This is a genomic window from Facklamia sp. P13064 (genome assembly GCF_050409425.1).
GTDB lineage: Bacteria > Bacillota > Bacilli > Lactobacillales > Aerococcaceae > Facklamia.
This window is the reverse complement of sequence record NZ_JBNUPM010000006.1, coordinates 14,953-40,178: the sequence shown is the minus strand read 5'-3', so window position 1 is coordinate 40,178 and position 25,226 is coordinate 14,953. Positions and strand designations below refer to the sequence as shown.

The following is a 25,226-nucleotide window of genomic DNA, read 5'->3' as shown; positions in this document are numbered from 1 at the left end:
GAAAAAGGAACTGAAATAAAATTCAGTCCCTTTTTCTGAAGTTTTTAATTAATTGTTTAAAGTTTACATTGAAGCGTGCATTGTACGGTTAATAACGTCTAATTGTTGTTCGCGTGTTAGCTTGATAAAGTTTACAGCATAACCTGATACACGGATTGTTAATTGTGGATACTCTTCAGGATGTTCCATCGCATCTAATAAGGTGTCACGGTTAAAGACGTTGACATTTAAGTGATGTCCACCACTTGTCGAGTAACCATCTAACATATTAGCTAGGTTAGCTTTTTGAGTGGCTTCTTCTTTACCAAGCGCTTTAGGAATAATTGAGAAGGTATTGGAAATACCATCTAAAGCGTACTCATAAGGTACTTTAGCCACAGAAAGTAAAGAAGCTAAAGCACCATGGGTATCGCGACCATGCATTGGGTTAGCCCCTGGTGCAAATGGTTCTCCTGCACGACGTCCGTCCGGTGTATTACCAGTTTTCTTTCCATAAACAACGTTTGAAGTAATAGTTAAAATTGAAGTTGTTTGTAATGAATCACGGTAAGTTTTATGTTTACGAACTTTTGTCATAAAGTTCTTCAATAATTCTACAGCAATTTGATCCGCACGATCATCATTATTTCCATATTTAGGAAAATCTCCATCAATTTCGTAGTCAATCACTAAACCATTTTCATCACGAATTGTTTTAACTTTAGCATACTTAATTGCAGATAGAGAATCTACTGCAACTGAGAAGCCTGCAATACCAGTTGCCATTGTACGAAGAACTTTTGTATCGTGTAAAGCCATTTCTAATGATTCGTAAGAATACTTATCATGCATATAGTGGATGATATTTAAAGTATTTACATATAACTCAACAATCCATTCCATCATATCATCATATTTAGCCAAAACTTCATCGTAATCTAAATATTCAGATGTAATTGGCGCATATTGAGGGCCAACTTGCGCTTTAGATTTTTCATCTACCCCACCATTAATGGCATAAAGTAATGTCTTAGCAAGGTTAGCACGCGCTCCAAAGAATTGCATTTGTTTACCTACACGCATAGCAGACACACAACACGCGATCGCATAATCATCACCATATTCTGGACGCATGATCTCATCGTTTTCATACTGAATAGCAGAAGATATAATCGACATTTTAGCTGCATATTCTTTAAAGGCTTGAGGTAATGATGGTGACCAAAGAATTGTTAGGTTTGGTTCCGGAGCCGGACCTAAGTTTGTTAAGGTATGTAAGAAACGGAAAGAGTTCTTAGTAACAAGTGGGCGTCCATCTAAACCTATACCAGCGATTGATTCTGTTACCCAAGTTGGGTCACCAGAGAATAATTCATTGTATTCTGGTGTACGTGCAAATTTAACCAAACGTAATTTCATCACGAAATGATCAACTAACTCTTGTGCTTCGACTTCAGTCAATGTGCCCTTAGCTAGGTCACGTTCGATATAAATATCTAAGAAAGTAGAAGTACGTCCTAATGACATAGCCGCTCCATTTTGTTGCTTAACGGCAGCTAAATAGCCTAAGTATAACCATTGGAAAGCTTCTTTTGCATTCTCAGCTGGACGTGAAATATCAAAGCCATAAATTTCGCCTAATTCTTTTAATTCTTGTAAAGCACGGTATTGTTCAGTAACTTCTTCACGTAATTGAATCACATCGTTATCCATTGTACCATTTCCGATGTTAGCAAAATCTTTTTGCTTTTCTTCCATCAAACGCTCTACCCCGTATAAGGCTACACGACGGTAGTCACCAATAATACGACCACGGCCATATGCATCAGGAAGACCGGTAATAACACCAGAGCGGCGAGCAGCGCGCATTTCTGGGGTATAGACATCAAAAACACCTTGGTTATGAGTTTTACGATATTGTGTAAAGATATGTTCTGTTTCTGGATCTAACTCATAGCCATAAGCTTCTAAGGAATTCTTAGACATACGAATTCCACCGTAAGGTTGTAAGCTACGTTTAAAAGGAGCATCTGTTTGGAAACCAACGACTGCTTCTTTGTCTTTATCTAAATAACCTGCTTGATGAGAAGTGATAGAAGAAACCACTTTAGTATCCATATCAAGAACGCCACCTGCTTCCCGTTCTTTTTTATTAAGATCCATCACTTGGTCCCAAAGATCTTTTGTATTTTGTGTAGCATCTGCTAGGAAACTTTCATCCCCTTCATATAAAGCATAGTTTTCTTGAATAAAATCACGAACATCGATTTCTTTTTGCCATTTGCTTCCTTGAAAGCCATCCCATGCTTTATTTAATTCGGTTTTATTTGCAATTTCCATTTTAATTCTCCTTTTTTAAAATGATCCGACAATTTCTACACCCATAATATAACACAATAAAAGTTCAATGTAAACAGTTATTGTGAATTATATAATTAGTGTTAAGCTTTACATATCAGTGTTTTGTTAGAAAAAACAAAATAATAGAGTGTATTCTGTGCTCATTGTAGCAATAAGATTATAACAGTTGTTTGCTTTCTGTTTTTTGTTTTAGTACACAGAGTTTTAGTTGTTGATTTTGCAAATAAAAAACAAGCATCTGGTTCAGATACTTGTTTTTTATCTTATTCTTCATCTAACATTTTCAAGCGTGCAGGATGGATGTCTATCACCTTACCTAGTTGATCAAGCTCAACAATCTGACTGCCATTATTCTGGCGTTTACTAATATTGATATCAAAAGCCATCATCTCTAATGATTTACCGGTATCCCCTTGAATAATAATCGGTATATTCCCTTTTTGTAAGGCTAAAGCTTTTAAAATCCGATGGGGGTTTGATTTTATTTCTTTTAGAATGAGCGTTCCAACACTGGCGCGATTAGCACTAGCCAGTTCTTCACTATCCATTCGTTTAAGATTTCCTCGATTGGTTAATAAGAAGACTTGTGGTCTTGAAGCTGCTTGATCGATTAAGAGCATCGATACAAGATAATCATCCTTTTTCAGTTTCATACCTACGACCCCTTGTGCTTTTAGTCCTTGAATTGAAACTTGTTCTAAATCAAACCGTAAACCGTAGGAGCGGTGGGTCATACTGGCGATTTGATAGTTCTTGTCTGCTTTAGCTAATCGAGCTGCTACTAATTGATCGTGGTCATCTTGCAATTTAATTGCAGTCATTGTCCGAGTTTTATAGGATCGATAAGTTGAGAATTCTGATAAGAGGGTTTGTTTAATGCGACCTGCTTGTGTCATCATGACAATTCGGTCTTCACTCGGATTGTCCGAAGCTTTTTGCGCAAACACCGCAATGATGGACTCCTCTTTATCTAATTGATATTGCTGAGACCAATGTAAACCCAGATCTTTCCAACGAATGTCTGGTAATTCGTGAACAGGTAAATGAATATAATTACCTTTAGATGTGATAATCACAATCGCATCATGAGTCGAGAGTTCTTGAACAAATAATGGATAGTCTAAATCTCTAGATCCTAAATCAGTGGAATCGGAAGCCGTAAATGACCTAACCGAAGTACGTTTCAAGTATCCTTCCTTAGTCACAGACACATAGACTTGCTCTTGTGGGATTAAAAGAGTCTTTTCCAAGGTAATTTCTTCCACTTCCTCTTCTAATTGACTCATTCTCAAACTATTAAACTTTTTCTTAATTTCCTTTAATTCCTTAACCAAAACCTTGTCTAAAGTACTGGCATTAGAAAGGATATTCTCGTACATATGGATTCTTTCGTTAAGTTCAAATTTTTCTTGTTGTAGGCCTACAATATCCGTATTAGTTAAACGGTATAACTGTAAGGAAACAATTGCTTCAGCCTGTGCCATTGAAAAATTATATTGTTGGTGTAAATTATCTTTAGCATTGGCCTTGTTTTCAGATTGGCGAATAGTGGTAATTACTTCATCTAAAATAGAAATAACTCGGATTAAGCCATCAACAATATGAAGACGGTCTTGATCTTTCTTAAGAAGAAATTGAGTTCTTCGACGAATAATGTCTTTTTGATGGTCAAGGTAAGCTTGTAACATTTTTTCTAAGGAACAAAGGACTGGTCGACGATCGTGAATGGCTATCATATTGAAGTGATAATTTACTTGTAAATCGGTGTTTTTATAGAGGTAAGCAAGAATTGGTTCGACCTCTACATCTCTTTTTAGTTCAATGACTAATGAAACACCATTAATATCTGAATCATCGCGAACATCAGCAATCCCTTCTAGCTTTTTAGAAAGACGTATTTCATCTAATTTTTGAATAAGTTTGCTTTTATTAACGTCATAGGGTACTTCACTCACAACAATTTGAGACTTACCACCCTTTAATTTTTCAACTTCTAATTTAGATCGAATAACAACTTTACCTTGACCCGTTTGATAGGCTTCTTTAATGCCCGCTTTACCTTGGATAATACCACCCGTTGGAAAATCTGGTCCTGGTAAATACTTCATTAACTGGTCGACACTGATTTTATCGGGATGCTTAATCATATAAATTAAAGCGTCAATGACTTCCCCTAAGTTGTGTGGAGGAATATCGGTTGCATAACCTGCTGAAATACCGGTTGCGCCATTCACTAGTAGATTAGGAAAGCGAGCGGGTAAAACACGAGGTTCTTCAATGGTATCATCAAAGTTCAGAATCCAATCGACTGTTTGAGAATGGATATCTCTTAAGAGTTCCATGGCGATACTTGAAAGCCTAGCTTCTGTATAACGCATTGCTGCAGCTGGGTCGCCATCCATGGAACCATTATTACCGTGCATGTCGATCAAAGGTTGGCGGTTTTTCCAACTTTGAGACATACGAACCATGGCCTCATAAACCGATGAATCTCCATGTGGATGATAATTACCGATCACATTCCCCACTGTTTTGGCTGATTTGCGATAAGCTTTTTCAGCAGTATTTCCTTCGGCAAACATAGCATATAAAATACGTCTTTGAACGGGTTTTAAACCATCGCGAATATCGGGTAACGCTCTATCTTGAATAATATACTTGGAATAGCGACCAAATCGATCACCGATAACCGATGAAAAATTTAATTCTTGGACTCCTTTATTTTCTAGTTCAGTCATTATAAATCACCTCCAAATAAATCAATTTGTCCATTTTCATCCACTAAATCCTTACTTGGATTTTCATTAAGGTCAGTAGACGGCTCTTTTTTTGATAGCTTATTTTTTGTTTTCGCAGATGCTTTTGAAGCTGGGTTTTTAGCCACTAACAAGGCTTCCTTGTCTTCTTGTGCTAGAGAGTGGTTGGTTTGGGTGTTTTCTTTTAATAGAGAATCTTCTTCATCCATGGTAAATTGAACATTTTTTTCAATCCATTTACGGCGAGGATCTACTTTACTACCCATTAAAGTCGATAAACGCTTTTCGGATAACGAATCATCGTCAAGAGTTACTCTTATCAATAAGCGTGAGGAAGGATTCATAGTCGTATGCCATAATTGATCCGCATTCATCTCTCCGAGCCCCTTATAACGTTGTAAGATGTAGCCTGGTCCCACTGCTTTAATTTTTGCTTGTAGTTCTTCATCTGTCCAAGCGTATTCGATTCTTTCATTCTTACCTTTTCCCTTTGATACCTTATATAGAGGCGGCATGGCCAAATAGACCTTGCCTGCTTCAATCAATGGCTTCATATAGCGGTAGAAGAAAGTTAAAAGCAGTACTTGAATGTGAGCACCATCCGTATCCGCATCCGTCATAATGACAACTTTATCATAGTTAGCAGCTTTAATATCAAAATCAGCCCCTACCCCTGCACCAATTGTGTAGATGAGGGTATTAATTTCTTCATTTTTCATAATATCGCTTAAAGATGCTTTTTCAGTGTTGATGACCTTACCTCTTAAAGGCAATATGGCTTGAAATTTACGATCACGCCCTAATTTAGCTGAGCCACCGGCCGAATCTCCCTCCACGATATAAAGTTCATTCTTTGAAGCATCTTTTGACTGGGCCTTAGTAAGCTTACCTGAAATTAAGCGTTCTTGTTGTTTATTAGAGTTAGAAGAACGTGAAGCCTCACGCGCTTTGCGAGCAGCTTCTCGTGTTTGTCTAGCCTTTAAAGCTTTTCTTAAAATAGTTTGCGCCCAATTACCGTTTTCTGCTAAATAATAACCTAAGTGCTCTGTTACAAAAGATTCAACAATGGTACGTGCCTTTGGACTTCCTAATTTGTCCTTCGTCTGTCCTTCAAATTGTAGATATTGCTCAGGAATACGAACCGATACAATGGCTGCCAGTCCTTCCCGGATATCGGACCCTTCTAAATTTTTATCCTTTTCTTTAATCAAACTCATTTTACGACCGTAGTCATTAAATACCTTGGTAATAGCTGTCTTCATGGCCGTTTCATGCGTGCCTCCACCATTGGTACGAACATTATTAGCAAAAGAAAGAATGGTTTCTGAATAACCATCATTATACTGCATGGCAAAATCAATCTCAAAATCTTCTGATTGGCTTGAAAAAGCCACCACATTTCCCATGACTTCTTTATCTTCATTAAGATATTGAATAAAATCTTGTAAACCATCTTCATAATGAAAAGTCTCTGAAATGTCTTTTCTTTGATCATGAATTTCAATGGTAATTCCTTTTAAAAGGAAGGCTGACTCTCTCAGCCTTTCGGAAATGGTTTCATAGTTAATGGCAGAAGATCCAAATATTTTTTCATCCGGCATAAAATGAACACTTGTACCAGTGTCTGATTGATTATTGTGCTTAGTCTTTTTTAAAGAGCTGGCAGGACGTCCGCCCTCTTCAAACCGCATATGGTATTGGTATCCCTCTCGAATAACCGTCACTTCCAACCATGAAGATAAAGCATTTACGACCGAGGCTCCTACTCCATGAAGCCCTCCAGCGGATTTATATCCACCTTGGCCAAACTTTCCACCAGCATGTAATACAGTGAAAATAACTTGAACCGTAGGAACCCCTGAAGCATGCCTACCAATCGGCATGCCCCGGCCATTATCAGTAATGCGAATCGAGCCATCTGCTTCTAAAGACACAACAATTCGATTTGCAAAACCTGATAGAGCTTCATCTACAGAATTATCAACAATTTCATAAATAAGATGGTGAAGGCCCTTTTGATCAGTCGATCCGATATACATACCCGGTCTTTTTCTTACGGCTTCTAGACCTTCTAATATCTGAATGGCATCATCATTATAATTGCTTAAATTCACTTTAGAATTTTTGTTTGCCATTTTCTCACCCTTTTAATGTTATTTAATAAGAAATAGTCATGCGTTTTTTGAATAATCTTTTAACGATAGTATCTATTCAGTATAAAGGCTCTATTTCCCAACTCTATTATCATAGCAGAATAAATCCCGCTTTGACACTTTTGATTTACTTAAAGTTGTTTTGATGCCTAAAAGTCAAAAATATTGCATTTTTATAATTAAGAAATTCGCTTGGTGAAAATTATTCAATCATGTTAGAATGAAGAGAGTAAACTAGGAGGTTAATAAATGTTAGCTATCTTAATGATTATTGTCGGATACTTGGCGGGATCGATTCCCTCAGGTGTCTGGTATTCAAAATATATCCACAATATCGATGTTCGGACCCTCGGTTCAGGCAATTCTGGTGGTACGAATATCGGCAGAAATTTTGGACCGATTGCAGCCATTGTGGTTATTATTGTGGATATTTTAAAGGGCTATCTTCCAGTTTTAATGGCCCAACAGCTCTTAGGCTCGGATAGTGATTTAGCTATTATGCTAACGGCTATTGCTGCTGTTCTGGGACATGCCTATCCAATTTTCAGTCAATTCCGTGGCGGAAAAATCGTTGCGACATCGGTAGGTGTACTATTGGCATTTAACTTTTATATTGCTTTAGCCATGGTCGCTCTCTTTATAACCATTCTCTTATTGACATCAATTGTGAGTATTGCTGCCATGACCTCTTTTTTGCTGGTCGCTATTTGGATTATTCTACGAGAACCTTTAGTATATTCTTGGGGCTTTGCCTTTATGGCTGTTTTGATGGTCTATCGTCATCGAGAGAATATTCAAAGACTGCTTAAAGGAGAAGAAAGTCGAGTGACCTTCGGTTTAAATCCTAGAAAAAAATAAATTAAAATAGCTAAGGCATTTTCCTTAGCTATTTTTATCTTTTTAATTTTATTCACCCTTGAAAAATTCCATCGTCAAATCATGAGTACTGATGGATTGGGGGGCTAAACTATGAATTCCCCGTTTATGCTTAAATAGCTCAGGCTCATTGGCAATATCCGGTAAGCCAGACCATGCTTCTACGGCTAAGAAAGGAGCTCGCTTAGGATAAGGAGACCATAAAGCAACATAGTCAAAGCCAATAGAACGAAATTTAATTTCAACATCATTGATAGCATCCATTAAGATAAGTTCAGCTTTTTCACTCACTTGATAGATTAAGGCATCATTTCTAAATTGTTTGTGACGCAGCTTTTGATTAATCACTTCTGTATACTTAGCTCTTTCTAAGTTGACTAGGCCATCATTATTAGTTTGTAAGAGATAATAATACCCTTCTGGATTTAATTGGTAACTTACTTGATTGAATTCCGGATAATTTCTTCCTACTGTATGTGGGAGATTAAAGGCCGGATGATAACCCACTGAATAATATAAAGGTTTTTCAAGTGAAGGATTATAAACTTCAAAAGTAATTGTTAACTTATGATCATATAAAACATAATTAACCTGAAGCGAAAATTCAAAGGGATATGATTCTAGCGTGTTTTTATTGTTTTTTAAGTAAAAGCTTGCAGAAGATTCGGTTTGACTTTGAACAGTAAAGGTATAATCTCTAGCAAACCCATGGCGACTCATTTGGTAGAATTTTCCACCATAAAGATACTGATCATCCTGTAGGCGCCCAACGATGGGAAAAAGGATGGGGGCACTGCGAGACCAATAGAAAGGGTCTGCTTGCCAGAGAAATTCATAGTCTGTCTTTAGATCAGTAATTGACTGGACTTCTGCCCCATTCTCAGTTATCTCCACTTTTAAAAAACTATTTTGAATGGTTACCATAGGCTTCACCCATTTCTTTATAAGATATAGTGGCTAAGATCTTGATTCTCAACCTTATCTGCTAATTTATCATCGACGTATTTTTCAGTAATTTCAATTACCATTGGTGTGTCTGCTGCTTCAAATAATAAATCTTCTAAAACTGTCTCAATAATCGTATGTAGGCGTCTTGCTCCAATATTATCTGTATTGCGGTTTAAGGTTTCCGCATAGTAGGCCATTTTCTGAACTGCTTCATCGCTAAAGTTAACGGTCACCTCTTCAGTAGCTAAAAGGGCCTGATATTGGATAAGTAAGGCATTTTTAGGTTCGGTTAGAATTTTAACAAAATCGTCAGCGGTTAAGTCCTGAAGATTGACTCGAATGGGAAAGCGTCCTTGTAACTCTGGAATTAAATCAGAAGGTTTAGCAACATGGAAAGCACCTGATCCCACAAAGAGAATATGATCAGACTTTATAATACCGTATTTGGTTTGAATTTGACTACCTTCAACGATTGGTAAAATATCACGCTGAACACCCTGTCTTGAAACTTCTCCCGATTGATTACTTGAAGAGGCAATTTTATCTAACTCATCAATAAAAATAATACCGTTTTTCTCAGCTAGTTTTAAGCCTTTTTGATGAATATCCTCTTCGTTTACCAATTTGTCTGCTTCGTCTACTGTTAATAACTTAAGCGCTTCTTTGACAGTCACTGTACGCTGAATCATTTTCTTAGGTCTTAAAGCGTTGAGGGATTCTTGCATATCCATCATTTGCTCCATAGCAGGATTAAGTGAGTTTAACTGTAGTTTCTTTTCTTCCATTTCAATAGTCACTTCTTGTTTATCCAACACACCCTCACGAATTTGCTGGCGAATATGACGACGGTTGGAAGCCACTTCTTCCGTCACTTCTTCTTTTTCTGCTTCTACTTCACCACGCATTTGGCGCATAAAAGCTTCCATATCTGGCAAGACGAAGCCACCGGCATTGTTAGGATCTTTTTTTACTTCCTTCTTTTTCTTCTTACCAGGGACTAGTGCTTTAGCAATTCGATCAATTGCTTTTTCACGTGCTTCATCTTCAACCTCTTGGCGCATTTCATCACGAACGATACGAATTGCTTGCTCTACCAAGTCTCTGACCATTGATTCTACATCACGACCAACATAACCAACTTCGGTATACTTAGTGGCCTCCACCTTTAAAAAAGGGGCCTTAATAATCTTGGCTAGACGTCTAGCAATTTCTGTTTTTCCAACTCCGGTTGGACCAATCATTAATAAATTTTTAGGTTTTACTTCATCTTGCATTTCAGCTTCAAGGCGTAACCGTCTTTGTCTATTTCGAATAGCAACGGCTATTGAACGTTTGGCTTCTGCTTGACCAATGATATATTTATCTAATTCTGCAACTAATTGTCTGGGACTTAATTCCATTCTTACATTCTCCTTTAAATCTAGGATTCAAAACTTTCGACCATGATTTGTTTATTAGTATAAACATCAATTTCAGCAGCAATTTCTAGGGCTTGAGAAACGATCTCTTTTGCACTTAATTGCTCACTTGTTCTAAGCATGGCTCTAGCTGCTGCCAAGGCATAATTGCCCCCCGAACCGATGGTTAAAATACCGTCATCCGGTTCGATAACTTCTCCCGTGCCGGATACTAATAAGAGACTTTCTTTATTCATAACGATTAAAAGGGCTTCTAACTTTTGTAAAGAGCGATCTGTCCGCCATTGTTTGGCTACTTCTACAGCTGCTCGAGTTAATTGGCCTTGATGGGCTTGTAACTTCGTTTCAAACATTTCTGACAAGGTAATAGCATCAGCAACTCCTCCGGCAAATCCAATAACCACTTGATCGTTAAAAATTCTACGAAGCTTGCGGGCACCACCTTTCATAATGACCGTTTCTCCCATTGTGACTTGACCATCTCCCGCCATTGCTAATTTATTATCTTTTTTAACTGCACATATTGTTGTCATTTATTCTTCCTCCTGCTTCTTTCTACGAGCTCTCGGATGAGCTTTTAAGTATTCTGATCGCATTTTATCGCCGGTTATATGGGTATATATTTGTGTAGAAGATAAATTCTCATGGCCTAGGAGTTCTTGAACGGAACGTAAATCTGCCCCACGATTTAATAGATGGGTCGCATAAGAATGTCTCAATTTATGGGGATTAATCTTTAAATTAAGCTGACTTTCTTCTACTATTTTTTGCAAAATATGGCGCACTTGATCAGGGTTAATTGCTTTCCCTTTTTCCGATAAGAATAATATATCATTATTTCTTTGATTCTGCATGGACCATTTACTTAATAACTCTTTACGCTCCGTTTCAATATAATCTTTTAAAGCTCGCATAGCTGGATCTCCAAAAGGGACAATTCGTTCCTTATTCCCCTTGCCGAACACACGTAGAATTTGCAAGGAAAAATCAAGTTGGTCTAGTCTTATCTGACAGCATTCTGAAACGCGGATACCCGTTGCATACATCAATTCAAGGATAGCGAGATTTCGCTTGGGATAATCTAAAAGACTAGTTTTAGCTACTTTAATGAGACTTTCAATTTCATTTTCATAGAAAAAAGAGGGTAAATGAGTCTCTTTTGCTTTATAAGTAATTAACTCCATTGGATCTTGGTCAATCCAATGCCGACGCAAACAATAATTAAAAAAAGAACGTAAAGAGGATAATTTTCTGGCAATCGTTTTGGGATTAAGCGAGCGTTCGTTTAGATAGGCTAAATAAAGCCTTAAATCTTGATAGGAAATTTGCTCTAAGCTAACTTCTCCTGAACTTTTAATAAAAAGCCAGAATTGGTTCAGATCTCTTTGGTAGGCGATGACTGTATGTTGAGAATAACGACGTTCGTTCAATAAATAATTCAAAAAATTAATAATCTTATCCTGCATCATTTATCACCTCAATTTCCTCTTTTTTTATTATACCTTTTCTTTGAATTCATAGCCAATTAAGCGCCATATTCAAAATGCAGGCTAAAAGTAAATTTTATAGTTCAGTTAATATTGCTAAATAGATAAAAAACCGAACACTCACAAAACTGTGAAGCATTCGGTTTTAGCTAAATTGATTGAATTAAAGAAGTTTTTTTAAAATTCGCTTAGCTTTCTATGGCTTCAGTATAATCACAAGAAGAACATTGAACTTGCTTGCCTTTACGAGATTTCTTTTCGATAAGATACTCATTACATTTTGGACAATTACGACCGATTGGTTTGTCCCAAGAAACGAATTCACATTCTGGATATCTTGAACACCCATAAAATATCCGGTTCTTCTTCGATTTTCTTTCGATAATTTCGCCCTCTTTGCATGTAGGACATTTTACACCAATTTCTTTGACGATGGCTTCAGTATGACGGCATTCTGGAAAATTGGAGCAGGCATAAAACTTACCATAGCGACCAATTTTGATGACCATTGGATTGCCACACTCTGGGCAGTCAAAACCAGCTGGTTCATTTTTTATCTCAATTTTTTCCATCTCTTCTTCTGCCTTGTCTAAATCTTTAGCGAAAATCTGATAAAAGTCATTCAGAACTTTCTGCCATTCTACTTTATTTTCCTCGATTTGGTCAAGTTTATTTTCCATCCCAGCTGTAAATTCAGAATCAACAATATCTGGAAAGTAAATTTCCATCATGTCATTGACAATTTCTCCTAGTTCTGTCGGCGTAAAACGTTTAGCTTCCATTTTAACATAGTAGCGTTTACGCAAGGTTTCTAAGGTTGGTGCGTAAGTGGAAGGTCGCCCAATCCCCAACTCTTCAAGCATTTTAACTAGGCTGGCTTCATTATAGCGTGCTGGTGGTTGAGTAAAATGCTGACTTGGATCAATCTTTTCAGCTGTAACTGCATCTCCTTCTTTCAAAGCTGGCAGATAGTTATCTTTATCTGATTTACTTGGATAAACTTTCAAGAAGCCTTCAAATTTAATGCGTGAACCATTCGCACGAAAGAGAACATCATTTTGAATGATATCTGCTTTAATTGTATCATAGACGGCATTTGACATTTGTGAAGCCACAAAGCGTGCCCATATTAAAGCATAGAGACGGAATTGGTCCTTAGTTAATGAATCTTTAATCGATTCGGGTGTTAAACTGACATTTGAGGGACGTATAGCTTCATGAGCATCCTGAGCCCCTGCTTTATTATTGACCTTATGTCCTGCTCCCAAATACTGCTCACCATAGGTATCTTTAATAAAATCTCCTGCCATCTTTTTGGCTGTTGGTGAAATTCGAGTCGAATCGGTACGCATATAAGTAATCAAGCCGATGGTATTACGACGAATAGATATGCCTTCATAAAGCTGCTGAGCAATCATCATGGTTTTGCCGGTACGGAAATTCAAACGATTGGCAGCATCTTGCTGCAAGGTAGAGGTAGTAAACGGTGCATTGGGCTTACGAAAACGTTCTTTTTCAGTAATTGATTGAATATTAAATTCACCTTTAAGGTCAAGACGTTTCATAACTTGATCAACTTGCTCTTTATTCTTGAGCTCAGTTTTTTTACCGTCTAGTCCATAGAATTCTGCTTCAAATTTCGACCGTCCTTTTTTAAAGTTCGCTGGAATTTTCCAATATTCTTCTGGTTTAAATTGGCGGATTTTCTTTTCACGGTCAATAATTAGTTTTAAAGTGGTCGATTGAACACGCCCTGCTGATAAACCACCTTTAATCTTCTTCCATAATAAAGGTGAGATAGAATAACCCACTATTCGGTCTAAAATTCTTCTTGCTTGTTGAGAATCCACTAAGTCTTGATCGATTTGTCGTGGTTGCTTAAATGCTTCTTTAACCGATTCTTTAGTAATCTCATTAAATACTACACGGTTAGCCGCTTGCGGATCTAATTTTAATAGATAGGAAAGATGCCAAGCAATTGCTTCTCCTTCACGGTCCGGGTCACTTGCTAAATAGACTTTTTCAGCCTTATTGGCTAATTTTCTAAGCTCCTTAATGGTATCGCCTCTGCCCCTAATTGAAATATAATGCGGTTCAAAATTATTTTCTAAGTCAATGCCCATTCGTGATTTCGGTAGATCTCTGAGATGACCTTTTGAAGCAACGACTTTATAATTTTTGCCTAAATATTTATCAATGGTTTTGGCTTTGGTTGGTGATTCGACTATGACGAGATATTTATAGGCCAAGTAACAATCACTCCCTTTCTTATTCCTTTGCTCACATGCAAAATCGTAACAATCTTATGCTAAACTTTCAATTATGTCAATGAATACTCTTTATTTTATCTTTTGCCGTTGATAATCTAGAGCTATCTCTTCTATTAATTGGTCCAAATCGACAATCGGTCTTGCCCCTGCTTGTATTAAGTGATTGCATCCATAAGATTGCGGGTCATCGATGGGTCCAGGTAAAGCATAAATTTGACTATTATATTCCAAGGCATAATTAGCAGTAATTAATGAGCCCGATTTCTTGGCTGCTTGAATGACAATCACTACGGGGCATAGTCCAGCCACCAAACGATTTCTTGCAATAAATTGATACTTTCGAATAGCTTGATGGGGTAGGTACTCACTTAATAACAAATGACTGCTTGCTATTTGTTCTTGGAGCTGATGATGTTCTTTGGGATAATAATGCTCAAAGCCATTGGCAACAATAGCGATGGTTCTCCCTTCTTTTTCACTCATACAAGCCTTATGCGAAATAAAATCCGCTCCTTTAGCCAAACCTGAAACAATCACAAAGCTCGCTTTAGTTAGTGCCTTGCTAATTTTTTGTGCGCTTTTTTTTCCATAAGCCGATAGTTTTCTAGATCCAACAATCGCAACTAAAGGTCGATTTAAAAGGTTAAGATCTCCTCTATAAAAAAACAAAATAGGTGGTTGGGGAAGCTGAAGCCAGCGATAGGGATAGGATTTTTCACCAAAGAGAATCGCTTGCTTTTCTAAATTAGTTAGAATCTCTTGACAACTTTCCCAATCCTTGAAGAGTGCCTCTTCCTTAAATGACCACATGTTATTAATAAGTAAATAATGAACACTTGCTTGACGAGAGAGATTTTGTCTAACTTTAAAATAATGCCACAAATGACGGTATTTAACGCCTTTCATCTGTAAATAGATTAACTCTCTTTTTATCATGGCCTACACTCCTTAAGCTTTTACCCTTAAGATACAAAGTAATTAGGCCATAAGTGCTCTGCGATCCTCATTAAAAGCTTTAAGACATACAAAAGAGCAAATATTTTTCAATACTTGCTCTTTAAAATTTTGGCCAACTTACGAACCATAGAATTTATTAATTTTTTGAACAGGACTAAAGGATTGTCTATGAATAGCCGTGTAGCCGTATTGTTCTAACGCAACCAGATGTTTCTTAGTTGGATAGCCCATGTGCTGGTCAAAACCATATTCTGGATACCATCTTGCATAATCCACCATCAGCTGGTCACGATGGACCTTGGCAATAATAGAAGCAGCAGCTATGGAAAGTGAGCGTTGATCACCTTTCACCACTGCTTTTTGTTGAATCTGTAAATCTAATTTCATGGCGTCTACGACAACAAAATCCACTGCTTTGTTGAGCTTTAGAACAGCTTCTTTCATGGCCATACGACTGGCCTCATAAATATTAATGCGATCAATCGCTTGAGGAGATACGCTTGTGATGGCATAAGCTTTAGCTTGTTGTTTTATCATTTCAGCTAAGTCTGAACGCTTTTGATGCGTTAAGGTTTTCGAATCATTGACGTCCACCCAATCACTGGTATCTTGAGGTAAAATAACTGCCGCTGCTACTACTGGACCAGCTATCGGACCTCTCCCCACTTCATCAACTCCTGCAAGCACAAAAGACTGGTTAGCATCCAATAATTGGCGATCAAAGTCTAGGCGTTTTTGATAAGCTTGATAACGTTGGTTATAAGCAATTAACACTCGTTTATGACGTCTTACTAGCTCTTGAACTCCTTTTCTAGGATCCTCTTTTAATTGATTGAGGTAAACATCTTCAAGGTCTTCAATTGTTTTTAGCTGCGCTTTGATTTCTTTAATGGTTTGTTTCAATGTTAACCCTCTCAATCGGACGATCGAGTGTAATCGAACCCAATTTATGTTGACGAAAATCAAATATTAATCGCTCAGCTGCTTGGGTATAGTCTTGATCCAGTTTTAATGTCTGTGTCAAACTAGTTAAAATTTCAGCCGCAGCCATCTCTTGATGATAGTCTTCTAAATGATAAAATTCTTTTAATAAACCAGGGTAAAATTGTTCTAAATGACCGATCAACACTAAAGATAGCTCCTGCATTTCGACTAATTGGTCTTTAATGGCTCCGGTTAAGGCTAAGTGATAACCCGTCAAGGGATCTTCAAACTTAGGCCATAAGATACCAGGCGTATCTAGTAATTCAAACTCTTTCCCAATTTTTAGCCACCGCTGCGCTTTAGTAACCCCTGGTTTATTGCCAGTTTGTGCTTGATTTTTTCCGACAAAGCGGTTAATGAGCGTTGACTTGCCGACATTGGGGATGCCTAAAATCATCAGACGAATCGCTCTAGGTTTTACCCCTTTAGCTTTTTGTTTGGCAAAAAAATCTACCATTAAGTCTTTGCAGGCCTTCTTAAGTTCATTCAAACCCAATTGATGCTGAGCATCAATTGCTAAAGCAATTTGACCTTGTTCTTGATAGTGTTGAATCCAATGTTTAGTTAAATTGGGGTCAGCTAAATCTGCTTTATTTAAAGCCAGAATTGAAGGTTTCTGATTAATAATTTCTGTAATCACAGGATTACGGCTGGATTCAGGTATGCGAGCATCTGCCAATTCAATTACTAAATCCACTAAATTAAGTTTTTCCTTTGCTTCCCTTTTAGCCTTTGCCATATGGCCTGGAAACCACTGAATCTGATTCAATTTATCCCTCCTTTTTAATAGACTCTTTATTCTATAGCTTGCAGTTTACCTACTTTTCCTATTCGATCAAGAGGATAATAAATAAAGTTAGCTTCTCCTTCAATTTCATCAATATCGACATAACCAAATTGGCGACTGTCTCCTGAACCAGGTCGGTTATCACCCATCACAAAAACTTTACCTTCTGGAATAAGCGAATCACCTGTTATTTCCCACAGAGTGAAGTCTTCAGTATAATTTGTCTCCATATTAGATTTGGCCGGCTCCAAATAAGGTTCTTCAATCAACTGATCATTGATGAATAACTGATCTTCTCTTACTACAATCGAATCTCCTGGAAGGCCAATTAAACGCTTCACATAGGTTCTGCCAGAACCCATAGGATCAGGAAAGACAATAATGTCAAAACGGTCTAAATCAAATTGTTTCCACATTATCAAATGGTCTGCTTGATAAAGAGTGGGATTCATTGATTTACCTTCAACTTGAAAGGGCTGTGCAAGATAGTTACGTACAGCTAAAAAGAGAAACAAAGCAGCAAGAATCACAAAAATGATATTTACGAACTCTATTAGAATTGTTTTAAAAAATTTCCCCATCTTATTCTCCTAATAAGACCTCGATAGCTGCTTGATATTGTGGGTCTTCTGCTTCTAAATAAGCTCGCGTTTCTTCAACCAATTTGTCACTGGTTGCTGAGTCAATAACACCGTTTACTTCTAGCTTAAAGTCCTTTTGAAAGTTCCTTACAGCTTCTTCCATTTCAGGACTAAAATAAGCCGTTTTTTCCTCTTGATAACCCAATGCTTGTAACATTAAACTAGCTGATTGAACGTATTCGGAAGCATCGCCTATTTTTAAATCTTCTTCTTGATTTAACACAATCGTATTAGCGACTTCTGGTGCTTCTACCACTTGATCAGGTTCGATTCCTTTCTCATGAATCCACCCCCCACTAGGTGTAAGCCATTTTGCTACGGTTAATTTTAATTCCCCATATGAGGATTCTGAAATCATTCTTTGAACCGTCCCTTTTCCGAAAGAAGTCACCCCGATCACAGGGGCATCCGTATTTTCTTTAATGGCAGCAGCTAATATTTCACTAGCTGAAGCCGAGCCTTCATCGATTAATAATACATAAGGCTCTGTAATTTGAAAATCACCATAGCGCTCGTCAGAAGCCACATACTCAAACGGCTCACTCAGACGATCATCTGTTTGCATAATGACTTGATCATCATCTAAGAACATATTACTAACTTGTAAAGCTGTTTCCAACATTCCTCCAGGATTATAGCGGAAATCAAAAATAAAGCGATCGACACCTTTTGACCGTAAGTCTTTAACGGCCGATACCATTTCCTCATAAGTTGATGAAGCAAATTGGCTCACTTTAACGACTCCCACTTGGTCATATTTATCATCTTGTTCATAGTCGACCGTAGTAAGAGGAATTTCTTCTCGAATCATAGTTACTTCAAAGGTTGATTGACCTCTCTTGATCGTTAAAGTGATCTCAGACCCCAAGGGTCCACGAATCTTTTGCACGATTTCACTGGTGTCTAATCCCTGAAGATCCACATCATCGGCTTTTAGAATAATATCATTGGCTTTGATACCTGCTTTTGCAGCGGGAGTTCCGTCAATCGGAGCTATAACCGTAGGCAAACTATCTTTTAACATAAATTGAACCCCTATACCGGTGAAGGATCCTTCCAGAGAATCATCAAAAGGCGTTATTTCAGTAGGGTTTAAAAATTCAGAATAGGGATCATCCACCGCATCCACCATGCCTTTTAGAGCTCCTTCTAAAAGCTTTTCTTTATCTAATTCCTCAATATAATTGATTTGTAAAGAATTATAAACTTCTTGGATAATCGCTAAATCTTCTTTGGTTAATTGATCTTCTTTTTCAACTGAAGGACTGCCAAATAGCTTTCCCATAGCTGAAATCGGAAGCGCTTTATAATTCATAACCAAAGCAAAAAGCGAAAAGATTAAAAAAAGGCAAAGCCATTTATCTTGAGTCCACTGAAGAAAGTTGTTTTTTTGCTTCTTGATAAATTTGCATTTAAAAATCATTTCATCTCCCTTCTTTCTATTGTTTAATCCAATTTTAAAGCTGTTTCTAAAGCTATTTCCATCATGTCTGTAAAGGTTTGTTCACGCTCTTGAGCGGTTGTCTCTTCACCAGTTAATAGATGGTCAGAAATCGTACAAATAGCTAAAGCTCTGCGCTGATATTTTGCTGCCACGGCATAAAGTCCGGCTGCTTCCATTTCAACTGCTAGAACACCATATTGAGCTAATTTTTCTTTATCTAACTCATCATTATAAAAACGATCGCTAGAAAGTACATTCCCTACATGAACCCGGTCTCCTACTTTTGTTTGTGCCAAATGATAAGCGTGATCAAGACTTTGAAAATCAGCAAGTGCAGCATAGGAAACTTGTCCTTTAAAAATATTACTCAAAGCTGAAGAATCGGTTGTAGCTCCTTGGGCTAAGACTATGTCTCTAACTTTAACATTTTCTTGCATACCACCGGCAGATCCTACCCGAATAATTGTTTGCACATCATAGTCACGGTAAAGTTCCTCTGCATAGATCATAGCTGATGGCATCCCCATTCCAGATCCTTGAACCGATACTTTTATACCGTGGTAATCTCCTGTGTAGCCAAACATATTGCGCACTTCGTTATATTGAATAACATTTTCTAAAAATTGGTCAGCAATATATTTTGCTCTTAAGGGATCACCGGGAAACAGAACTATCGGGGCTATTTGCCCATAGTGGGCTTGAATATGTGTACTCATTAAATCTCTCCTTTAAATTGCATATTGATATTGGTGCCAGGCATCATCAAAAATACTTAATAGTCTTGAATAGTGACTATTTTTTTCTAAATAATCAGATATTTCTTGAAAATCATGACTTTGCTTGGGAAAAGCAATGTCGTTACTGACTGCATTAGCTAAGCGACTCATGGGATCATTGGCCGCTTCATCAGCATATCGCATTATAAATTCATAAAAACTAGGTCCCATCCTAGACCTCCTATTCTTTAAAGATCATTCTTTGATAAAGTTAAATGCTCTGGGTTTCGTGGAATTATTTTTATTATAGCATTTGTAATCCTAATAAATAAATCAATTATTCCATAAACCGACTTTTCTTTCATCTAAACCCTAACTTAAGTATAATTGAATTAGTATAAAAGAAGGAGCCGATTAAATGTTTAATTCATCTTCGTCCAATCCGACAATGACTCCATCTAGAAGTAGTCATTCATTCAAACAAGTCGAAACTTGGAATGCTATCACTCATGGAATCGCTGCTGCTTTATCTTTGCTTGGGACTTATATACTCATTAAAAAAGGATTAGCTCAAAGATCCAGCATCGATATGATTGCCTATATCGTTTATGGCTTTTCTTTGGTGGCTCTTTTTACTAATTCAACCCTCTACCATTCTTTTTCCCACAGTAAATATCGACGTGTTTTACAAAAACTGGACCATTCAGCGATCTATTTATTAATTGCCGGAACTTATACTCCCTATCTCATGATAGCTCTTAATAATCACTTGGCTTATCTCTTTCTTGCTCTCATCTGGATGTTGGCAATAGCAGGGATTGTATTTGAAGTCTTTGCTATCGACTGTTTTCCAAAGTTATCGACCTATCTTTATTTAGCATTAGGATGGCTGTGCCTATTAATTATTTATCCCCTCTTTAAATCAATAGACCTTTGGGGAATAATTTATCTGGCTCTAGGTGGGGTCGCCTATTCTCTCGGTACGATATTTTATTCTATGAAATCTAATCGCTGGATGCACGTTATTTGGCACCTCTTTGTTATTTTAGGAGCAGGTTTAATGTTTTACTCAATTTTTCAATACCTATAAACTTCAATCAATAAAATCCATCTCTCATTCTAAAAAGAATAGGAGATGGATTTATTCTTATGTTCTCTCTACGGTTGCTGAAACAGCTTCAAATATAGCCGATCGAAATCCATTCGCTTCTAAACTTCTAACACCGGCAATGGTCGTACCCTTAGGACTGGTCACAGCGTCTTTTAATTGAGCAGGATGTTGATGACTTTCCAGGACCATCTGACCGGCACCAGCCACTGTTTTAGCCGCCATATCGATGGCTTGCTGACGGTTCAAGCCATAATAAACGCCGGCATCACTGATAGCTTCAATCAACTGGTAGATAAAGGCAGGACCTGATCCTGCAATAGCAGAAGCAACATCAAATAAGCTTTCTTCGATCAACTGAAGATGTCCCAAGGGTTGTAATAAGTTCTTAAATTCATTAATTACTTGGTCATTGAAATTTTCTTTCTGGTAACAATAAGAAACATAACCTTGTCCGATGGCAACAGGGGTATTAGGCATTATGCGGATAAGATGATGCCCTTGAGGAAGTAGCTTTTGAATACTACTTAATGACCTACCCACTACCATCGATATCCATAATTTAGAATCAAGTAATTCAATAGAATTAAGGGAGTCCAACAAGATATTTAAGTCTTTCGGTTTGACTCCGATAAAAAAGATTTGAGCAGAAGCTAAAAGTTTTTCAAGACTATTTACTGCTTCAACACTCTCACCACAGTCCTTAGCCAAGCTTTGACTTTTATAATTGTCTTTATCATATAAGTAAAAGGCTAAATTGGAAAAGTTAGTCGAAAGAGACTTTATAATCGCTGATCCCATATTGCCACAACCAATGCAGCCAATTGCTTTAAAAGTGGTAAAATCAGTCATTTATTTTCTCACCCACCACTCAAAACGATGAGGGTATTCATTATCTGCATCTGCAGGAACTTCAACCAGCTTATCCAAACGGAACTTTTCTTGATCAATATCCGCCATATAGGTATCTGCAGGAAACTCTCCTTCGATGACGGTACGCACAATCTTATCGACGTGGTCCATCAAAGTTTTGAAAACACCTGCTCCTCCAATAACCATTAATTCTTGATCTTTTGCTAGCTCTAAGACATCTTCTACACTATGTACCAAGTTCAGCTGTGCAATATCTTGACCATAATCTTCTTGACTGGTTAATACAACCGTCTTGCGACCTGGTAAAACTCTACGGTCCATTGATTCGAAAGTCGTTCTCCCCATCAACATAGTATGTCCCATGGTAACTTCTTTAAAAAAATTGAGGTCGTTAGGTAAATGCCATGGTAAGTCCTTTTGATAACCAATTGCGCCTTTTAAATCTTGGGCATAAACATATGTAATCATCATTTCTCCTCCTATTTACTAAACTGAGATAGCTGCTTTAATTGTTGGATGTGGATGGTAGTTTTCAATCTGAATCTGATTCAAATTCAATTGATCGATGGATTGAAAATCTGAAATGTTAAGCTGGGGAAGCGAACGTGGAGAACGCTCTAAAAGAGTCCGTGCTGCCTTTAAATGGGTTAAATACAAATGGGCATCCCCTAAAACATGAACAAATTCACCCGGCTGTAAATGAGTTTCTTTGGCGATTAAATGGGTTAATAAAGCATAAGAAGCAATATTAAAAGGAACGCCTAAGAACACATCTGCTGAGCGTTGATAAAGCTGACAGGATAAACGGCCTTTACTAACATAGAATTGAAAGAAGCAATGACAGGGTGGTAAGACCGCTTTATCAATAGCTGCAGGGTTCCATGCCGTTACGATATGCCTTCTAGAATCTGGATTATCTTTAAGAGATTCAATGACCTGCTGAATTTGATCAATGGTTTCACCATTCGCCTCCCAAGATCGCCATTGTTTGCCATAGATAGGACCTAAGTCACCATGCTTAGCCGCAAACTGATTGCTAGCTATAATATTAGCTTGAAAACTAGACATCTCCATCTGGTAGTTTTCTGCAAATTCTTTATCTTCTAGGATACGTCGACCAAAATCAGTCATGTCCACTCCTTTGTAGTCAGCTGATTGCGTATAGTTTTCAAAGGCCCATTCATCCCAAATATGATTGTTATGGATTAATAAATATTTAATATTGGTATCCCCCTTTAAAAACCACATTAATTCCGATTTAACTAGACCAAAAGGCACCCGTTTAGTAGTCAAAAGAGGAAAGTCTTTACTGAGATCAAATCGCATTTGATAACCGAAAGTTGATAGCGTACCAGTTCCTGTGCGATCGGACTTTTTGTCACCATGGTCTAGAATATGACTGATCAGTTCTTGATATTGTTTCATCCGTCTACCTCCTATTGGTCCAAATCACTTAAATAGTCATAGCGTTCATAAAGTTCTAGTAAGTTAGCTTCTAGAAACTCAATTTCAGTATGAAGATCCATTAGCTTACCAGCATCTTCTGAATGTTCTTCCATCAGTTTTTGCTTTTGCTCTATTTGGCTTTCTAACTCGACTATCCGTTCTTCAAGACCTTGCCATTCTTGTTTTTCATGATAGGTCATTCGCTTTTTTTTATTTAATTGAGACTTTTGAGCGTTTTCTTTGTTGGCTTGCTTACTTGGTTTTGCTTCATTCTCAATATGATTATCCTTAGTTTCTAAGTATTCTGAAAAGCTTCCCCAGTATAAGTCAAACTTCCCTTCTCCTTTTAAGACCAGTAATTGATCGACTGTCTTATCTAAAAAATAACGATCATGAGAAACAATAATCACTACGCCTTCAAAAGATTCTATATAGTCTTCTAAAGTATTTAAAGTCTCAATATCTAAGTCATTGGTTGGCTCATCCAATAAAAGAACATTGGGTTCTTGGATTAAGAGGGTTAATAAGTAAAGTCTTCTTTTTTCTCCACCAGAAAGTGACTGTATCAGTGAACCATGACTCTCTTTGGGAAAATTGAAACGCTCTAACATTTGCGCAGCCGAAACTCTTGAACCGTCTGGACGTTTGAACTGATCCGCTACTTGGGTTAAATAGCTTAAGATACGCATAGCTTGTGGCAAATCTTCATCTAATTGACGATAATAAGCGATATTGACTGTTTGTCCTAACCGACATATACCCTTTTTAAGTGGATGCAAGCCTGCCAAGCAATTTAAGAAAGTTGATTTCCCCACTCCGTTAGGACCCACAACTCCCAAACGATCGCCCTTAACAAATGTCTTAGTTAGACCGTTAATGATAATCTTATCAGCAATTTCGACTGTAAGGTCTTCTAATTCAATAATTTGATTACCCATCCGCTGTTGTGAAAAATTAAAATCAATAGCATCTTGAGATTGGTCTCTTAGGCCGATCGAATCCTTCAATTGGTTAAAGCGATCAATTCTAGCTTGTTGTTTGGTTGATCTGGCCTGAGCGCCTTGACGCATCCAGGCGAGTTCTTGTAAGTAGAGCCGATCTTGTTTTTGGGCTTGTTTAGCTTGCATTTCGATCAATTCAGCCTTTTTAGTTAAATAAGTCTGATAATTGCCTTCAAACTCAGTAATGCGTCCATATTGTAATTCAATAATTTTATTGACTGAGCGTTCTAAGAAGTAGCGATCATGAGTGACTAGTAATAAAGCACCTTTGTAAGAAGCTAAATATTTTTCCAACCATTGGATTGACTCTACGTCTAAATGATTGGTCGGCTCATCTAAAATTAAAAGATCCGGTTCAGCAATTAAGACTTGAGCGATCCCAATCCGTTTTTGCTGGCCCCCTGAACATTCTCCAACCCTTTTATTTAGATTATAGATTTTTAATTGGGTCAGAATAGACTTAGCCGATATCTCAACTTCCCAAGCAGATTTCAAGGTCATTTCATCTGATAATTTGGTGAATTGATCTTGTAAGAAATGATTGGTTGGGTCAGCCTCTAACTCCATGCGACATTTTTCATAAGTTAATAACAATTGAATATCCGCTGCTTTTGAATCATAAACCGTTTCTAGGATGGTTTTATCTGGATCTAAACGAGGGTTTTGCTCCAGATAGGCAATTTCGTATTGATTAGGGGCTTTAATTTGACCATTATCATAACTATCGATTCCTGCAATTACTCTTAAAAAAGAAGATTTTCCAGTTCCATTCGGTCCAATAAGCCCCACTCGATCACCTGTTCGGATTGAAAAATCGACTTGGTCGATCAATTGCTTCACACCATATGATTTTGATAGATTTTGTATACTTAGTTCTTTCATAGTCTCTACCCCTTTTTTACAATCAACTTATTATAGCATACAAGCAACTTATCTTGAAAAATATCAAAATCATTCAGCATTAGATAGACTAGTCTTTTTAGTAGGATAAGATATAATAATATTATCAAAATTTTAGGAG

Annotated in this window: 21 protein-coding genes; 2 read left to right on the top strand and 19 right to left on the bottom strand. The window is 37.3% G+C overall.

Annotation, left to right across the window (positions count from 1 at the left end):
• Window positions 1-63 precede the first annotated feature (63 nt).
• From pflB to parE, 3 genes are all read right to left on the bottom strand, one after another.
• Entirely contained in the window at window positions 64-2,319 is a 2,256-nt protein-coding gene (pflB, locus tag ACQV2S_RS03775; protein ID WP_428873407.1) for a formate C-acetyltransferase, read from the bottom strand.
• A gap of 284 nt (window positions 2,320-2,603) precedes the next feature.
• Entirely contained in the window at window positions 2,604-5,078 is a 2,475-nt protein-coding gene (gene parC, locus ACQV2S_RS03770) for a DNA topoisomerase IV subunit A (RefSeq protein WP_428885041.1), read from the bottom strand.
• Window positions 5,078-7,231: a DNA topoisomerase IV subunit B gene (gene parE / locus ACQV2S_RS03765; RefSeq protein ID WP_428881772.1), complete on the bottom strand. Its 2,154-nt coding sequence runs from the start codon at window positions 7,229-7,231 to the stop codon at window positions 5,078-5,080. Before parE ends, parC begins: the two co-directional genes overlap by 1 nt.
• 267 nt (window positions 7,232-7,498) lie before the next feature.
• Between parE and plsY the strand changes: the two genes are divergently transcribed.
• Window positions 7,499-8,107 (top strand): glycerol-3-phosphate 1-O-acyltransferase PlsY, encoded by a 609-nt coding sequence (gene plsY, locus ACQV2S_RS03760; protein WP_428873410.1) that lies wholly within the window; start codon window positions 7,499-7,501, stop codon window positions 8,105-8,107.
• A 48-nt stretch (window positions 8,108-8,155) separates the two neighbouring features.
• Here the strand turns inward: plsY and ACQV2S_RS03755 are convergent, their stop codons facing one another.
• The 12 genes from ACQV2S_RS03755 to ACQV2S_RS03700 form a co-directional block, all read right to left on the bottom strand.
• Window positions 8,156-9,049 (bottom strand): aldose 1-epimerase family protein, encoded by an 894-nt coding sequence (locus ACQV2S_RS03755; protein WP_428873411.1) that lies wholly within the window; start codon window positions 9,047-9,049, stop codon window positions 8,156-8,158.
• A 17-nt stretch (window positions 9,050-9,066) separates the two neighbouring features.
• The gene (gene hslU, locus ACQV2S_RS03750) at window positions 9,067-10,473 is read right to left on the bottom strand and encodes an ATP-dependent protease ATPase subunit HslU (protein WP_428876253.1); all 1,407 of its coding nucleotides are present in this window, start codon (window positions 10,471-10,473) and stop codon (window positions 9,067-9,069) included.
• 20 nt (window positions 10,474-10,493) lie between these two features.
• The gene (gene hslV / locus ACQV2S_RS03745; RefSeq protein ID WP_428873413.1) at window positions 10,494-11,024 is read right to left on the bottom strand and encodes an ATP-dependent protease subunit HslV; all 531 of its coding nucleotides are present in this window, start codon (window positions 11,022-11,024) and stop codon (window positions 10,494-10,496) included.
• A complete protein-coding gene (xerC, locus tag ACQV2S_RS03740; RefSeq protein ID WP_428873414.1) occupies window positions 11,025-11,957 on the bottom strand; it encodes a tyrosine recombinase XerC in 933 nt (310 codons plus the stop codon).
• A 209-nt stretch (window positions 11,958-12,166) separates the two neighbouring features.
• Window positions 12,167-14,227, bottom strand: coding sequence for a type I DNA topoisomerase (topA, locus tag ACQV2S_RS03735; protein ID WP_428873415.1), 2,061 nt, complete (start codon window positions 14,225-14,227; stop codon window positions 12,167-12,169).
• Window positions 14,228-14,317: 90 nt separating this feature from the next.
• Window positions 14,318-15,184, bottom strand: a complete 867-nt coding sequence (dprA, locus tag ACQV2S_RS03730; protein WP_428876254.1) for a DNA-processing protein DprA — start codon at window positions 15,182-15,184, stop codon at window positions 14,318-14,320.
• Between the two features lie 138 nt (window positions 15,185-15,322).
• Window positions 15,323-16,108 carry a ribonuclease HII gene (locus ACQV2S_RS03725; protein ID WP_428873417.1) on the bottom strand — a complete coding sequence of 262 codons (786 nt, stop codon included), beginning with the start codon at window positions 16,106-16,108 and terminating at the stop codon, window positions 15,323-15,325.
• Window positions 16,092-16,958: a ribosome biogenesis GTPase YlqF gene (ylqF, locus tag ACQV2S_RS03720; RefSeq protein ID WP_428873418.1), complete on the bottom strand. Its 867-nt coding sequence runs from the start codon at window positions 16,956-16,958 to the stop codon at window positions 16,092-16,094. The genes ACQV2S_RS03725 and ylqF overlap by 17 nt, the downstream gene beginning before the upstream one ends.
• Window positions 16,959-16,984: 26 nt before the next feature.
• Entirely contained in the window at window positions 16,985-17,557 is a 573-nt protein-coding gene (gene lepB, locus ACQV2S_RS03715) for a signal peptidase I (protein WP_428881771.1), read from the bottom strand.
• 1 nt (window position 17,558) lies between these two features.
• Entirely contained in the window at window positions 17,559-19,040 is a 1,482-nt protein-coding gene (locus ACQV2S_RS03710; RefSeq protein ID WP_428885040.1) for a S41 family peptidase, read from the bottom strand.
• A 23-nt stretch (window positions 19,041-19,063) separates the two neighbouring features.
• Window positions 19,064-19,777 (bottom strand): purine-nucleoside phosphorylase, encoded by a 714-nt coding sequence (gene deoD / locus ACQV2S_RS03705; RefSeq protein WP_428873422.1) that lies wholly within the window; start codon window positions 19,775-19,777, stop codon window positions 19,064-19,066.
• Window positions 19,778-19,789: 12 nt separating this feature from the next.
• Window positions 19,790-20,008: a YozE family protein gene (locus ACQV2S_RS03700; RefSeq protein ID WP_428873423.1), complete on the bottom strand. Its 219-nt coding sequence runs from the start codon at window positions 20,006-20,008 to the stop codon at window positions 19,790-19,792.
• A gap of 187 nt (window positions 20,009-20,195) precedes the next feature.
• Between ACQV2S_RS03700 and trhA the strand changes: the two genes are divergently transcribed.
• Complete coding sequence (gene trhA, locus ACQV2S_RS03695) at window positions 20,196-20,867, top strand: PAQR family membrane homeostasis protein TrhA (RefSeq protein WP_428885039.1); 672 nt, start codon at window positions 20,196-20,198, stop codon at window positions 20,865-20,867.
• 57 nt (window positions 20,868-20,924) lie between these two features.
• Here the strand turns inward: trhA and proC are convergent, their stop codons facing one another.
• Genes proC through ACQV2S_RS03675 form a run of 4 tightly spaced genes read right to left on the bottom strand, consistent with a single transcriptional unit; the run spans window position 20,925 to window position 25,087 of the window.
• Entirely contained in the window at window positions 20,925-21,737 is an 813-nt protein-coding gene (proC, locus tag ACQV2S_RS03690) for a pyrroline-5-carboxylate reductase (RefSeq protein WP_428873425.1), read from the bottom strand.
• Window positions 21,738-22,229, bottom strand: coding sequence for a dihydrofolate reductase (locus ACQV2S_RS03685; RefSeq protein WP_428873427.1), 492 nt, complete (start codon window positions 22,227-22,229; stop codon window positions 21,738-21,740).
• 15 nt (window positions 22,230-22,244) lie between these two features.
• A complete protein-coding gene (locus tag ACQV2S_RS03680; protein ID WP_428875212.1) occupies window positions 22,245-23,183 on the bottom strand; it encodes a thymidylate synthase in 939 nt (312 codons plus the stop codon).
• A gap of 11 nt (window positions 23,184-23,194) precedes the next feature.
• On the bottom strand, window positions 23,195-25,087 hold the full coding sequence (locus tag ACQV2S_RS03675) for an ABC-F family ATP-binding cassette domain-containing protein (RefSeq protein WP_428875213.1): 1,893 nt from the start codon (window positions 25,085-25,087) through the stop codon (window positions 23,195-23,197).
• Between the last annotated feature and the right edge of the window lie 139 nt (window positions 25,088-25,226).

Coding starts and splice junctions, on each gene's coding strand:
- trhA (WP_428885039.1), top strand. CDS start 20,196: ATGTTTAATTCATCTTCGTCCAATCCGACAATGACTCCATCTAGAAGT.
- xerC (WP_428873414.1), bottom strand. CDS start 11,957: ATGCAGGATAAGATTATTAATTTTTTGAATTATTTATTGAACGAACGT.
- ACQV2S_RS03680 (WP_428875212.1), bottom strand. CDS start 23,183: ATGAAACAATATCAAGAACTGATCAGTCATATTCTAGACCATGGTGAC.
- parE (WP_428881772.1), bottom strand. CDS start 7,231: ATGGCAAACAAAAATTCTAAAGTGAATTTAAGCAATTATAATGATGAT.
- deoD (WP_428873422.1), bottom strand. CDS start 19,777: ATGAGTACACATATTCAAGCCCACTATGGGCAAATAGCCCCGATAGTT.
- parC (WP_428885041.1), bottom strand. CDS start 5,078: ATGACTGAACTAGAAAATAAAGGAGTCCAAGAATTAAATTTTTCATCG.
- plsY (WP_428873410.1), top strand. CDS start 7,499: ATGTTAGCTATCTTAATGATTATTGTCGGATACTTGGCGGGATCGATT.
- ACQV2S_RS03755 (WP_428873411.1), bottom strand. CDS start 9,049: ATGGTAACCATTCAAAATAGTTTTTTAAAAGTGGAGATAACTGAGAAT.
- dprA (WP_428876254.1), bottom strand. CDS start 15,184: ATGATAAAAAGAGAGTTAATCTATTTACAGATGAAAGGCGTTAAATAC.
- ACQV2S_RS03685 (WP_428873427.1), bottom strand. CDS start 22,229: ATGATGATTACATATGTTTATGCCCAAGATTTAAAAGGCGCAATTGGT.
- pflB (WP_428873407.1), bottom strand. CDS start 2,319: ATGGAAATTGCAAATAAAACCGAATTAAATAAAGCATGGGATGGCTTT.
- ACQV2S_RS03675 (WP_428875213.1), bottom strand. CDS start 25,087: ATGAAAGAACTAAGTATACAAAATCTATCAAAATCATATGGTGTGAAG.
- proC (WP_428873425.1), bottom strand. CDS start 21,737: ATGACTGATTTTACCACTTTTAAAGCAATTGGCTGCATTGGTTGTGGC.
- ACQV2S_RS03710 (WP_428885040.1), bottom strand. CDS start 19,040: ATGATTTTTAAATGCAAATTTATCAAGAAGCAAAAAAACAACTTTCTT.
- ACQV2S_RS03700 (WP_428873423.1), bottom strand. CDS start 20,008: ATGGGACCTAGTTTTTATGAATTTATAATGCGATATGCTGATGAAGCG.
- lepB (WP_428881771.1), bottom strand. CDS start 17,557: ATGGGGAAATTTTTTAAAACAATTCTAATAGAGTTCGTAAATATCATT.
- hslU (WP_428876253.1), bottom strand. CDS start 10,473: ATGGAATTAAGTCCCAGACAATTAGTTGCAGAATTAGATAAATATATC.
- hslV (WP_428873413.1), bottom strand. CDS start 11,024: ATGACAACAATATGTGCAGTTAAAAAAGATAATAAATTAGCAATGGCG.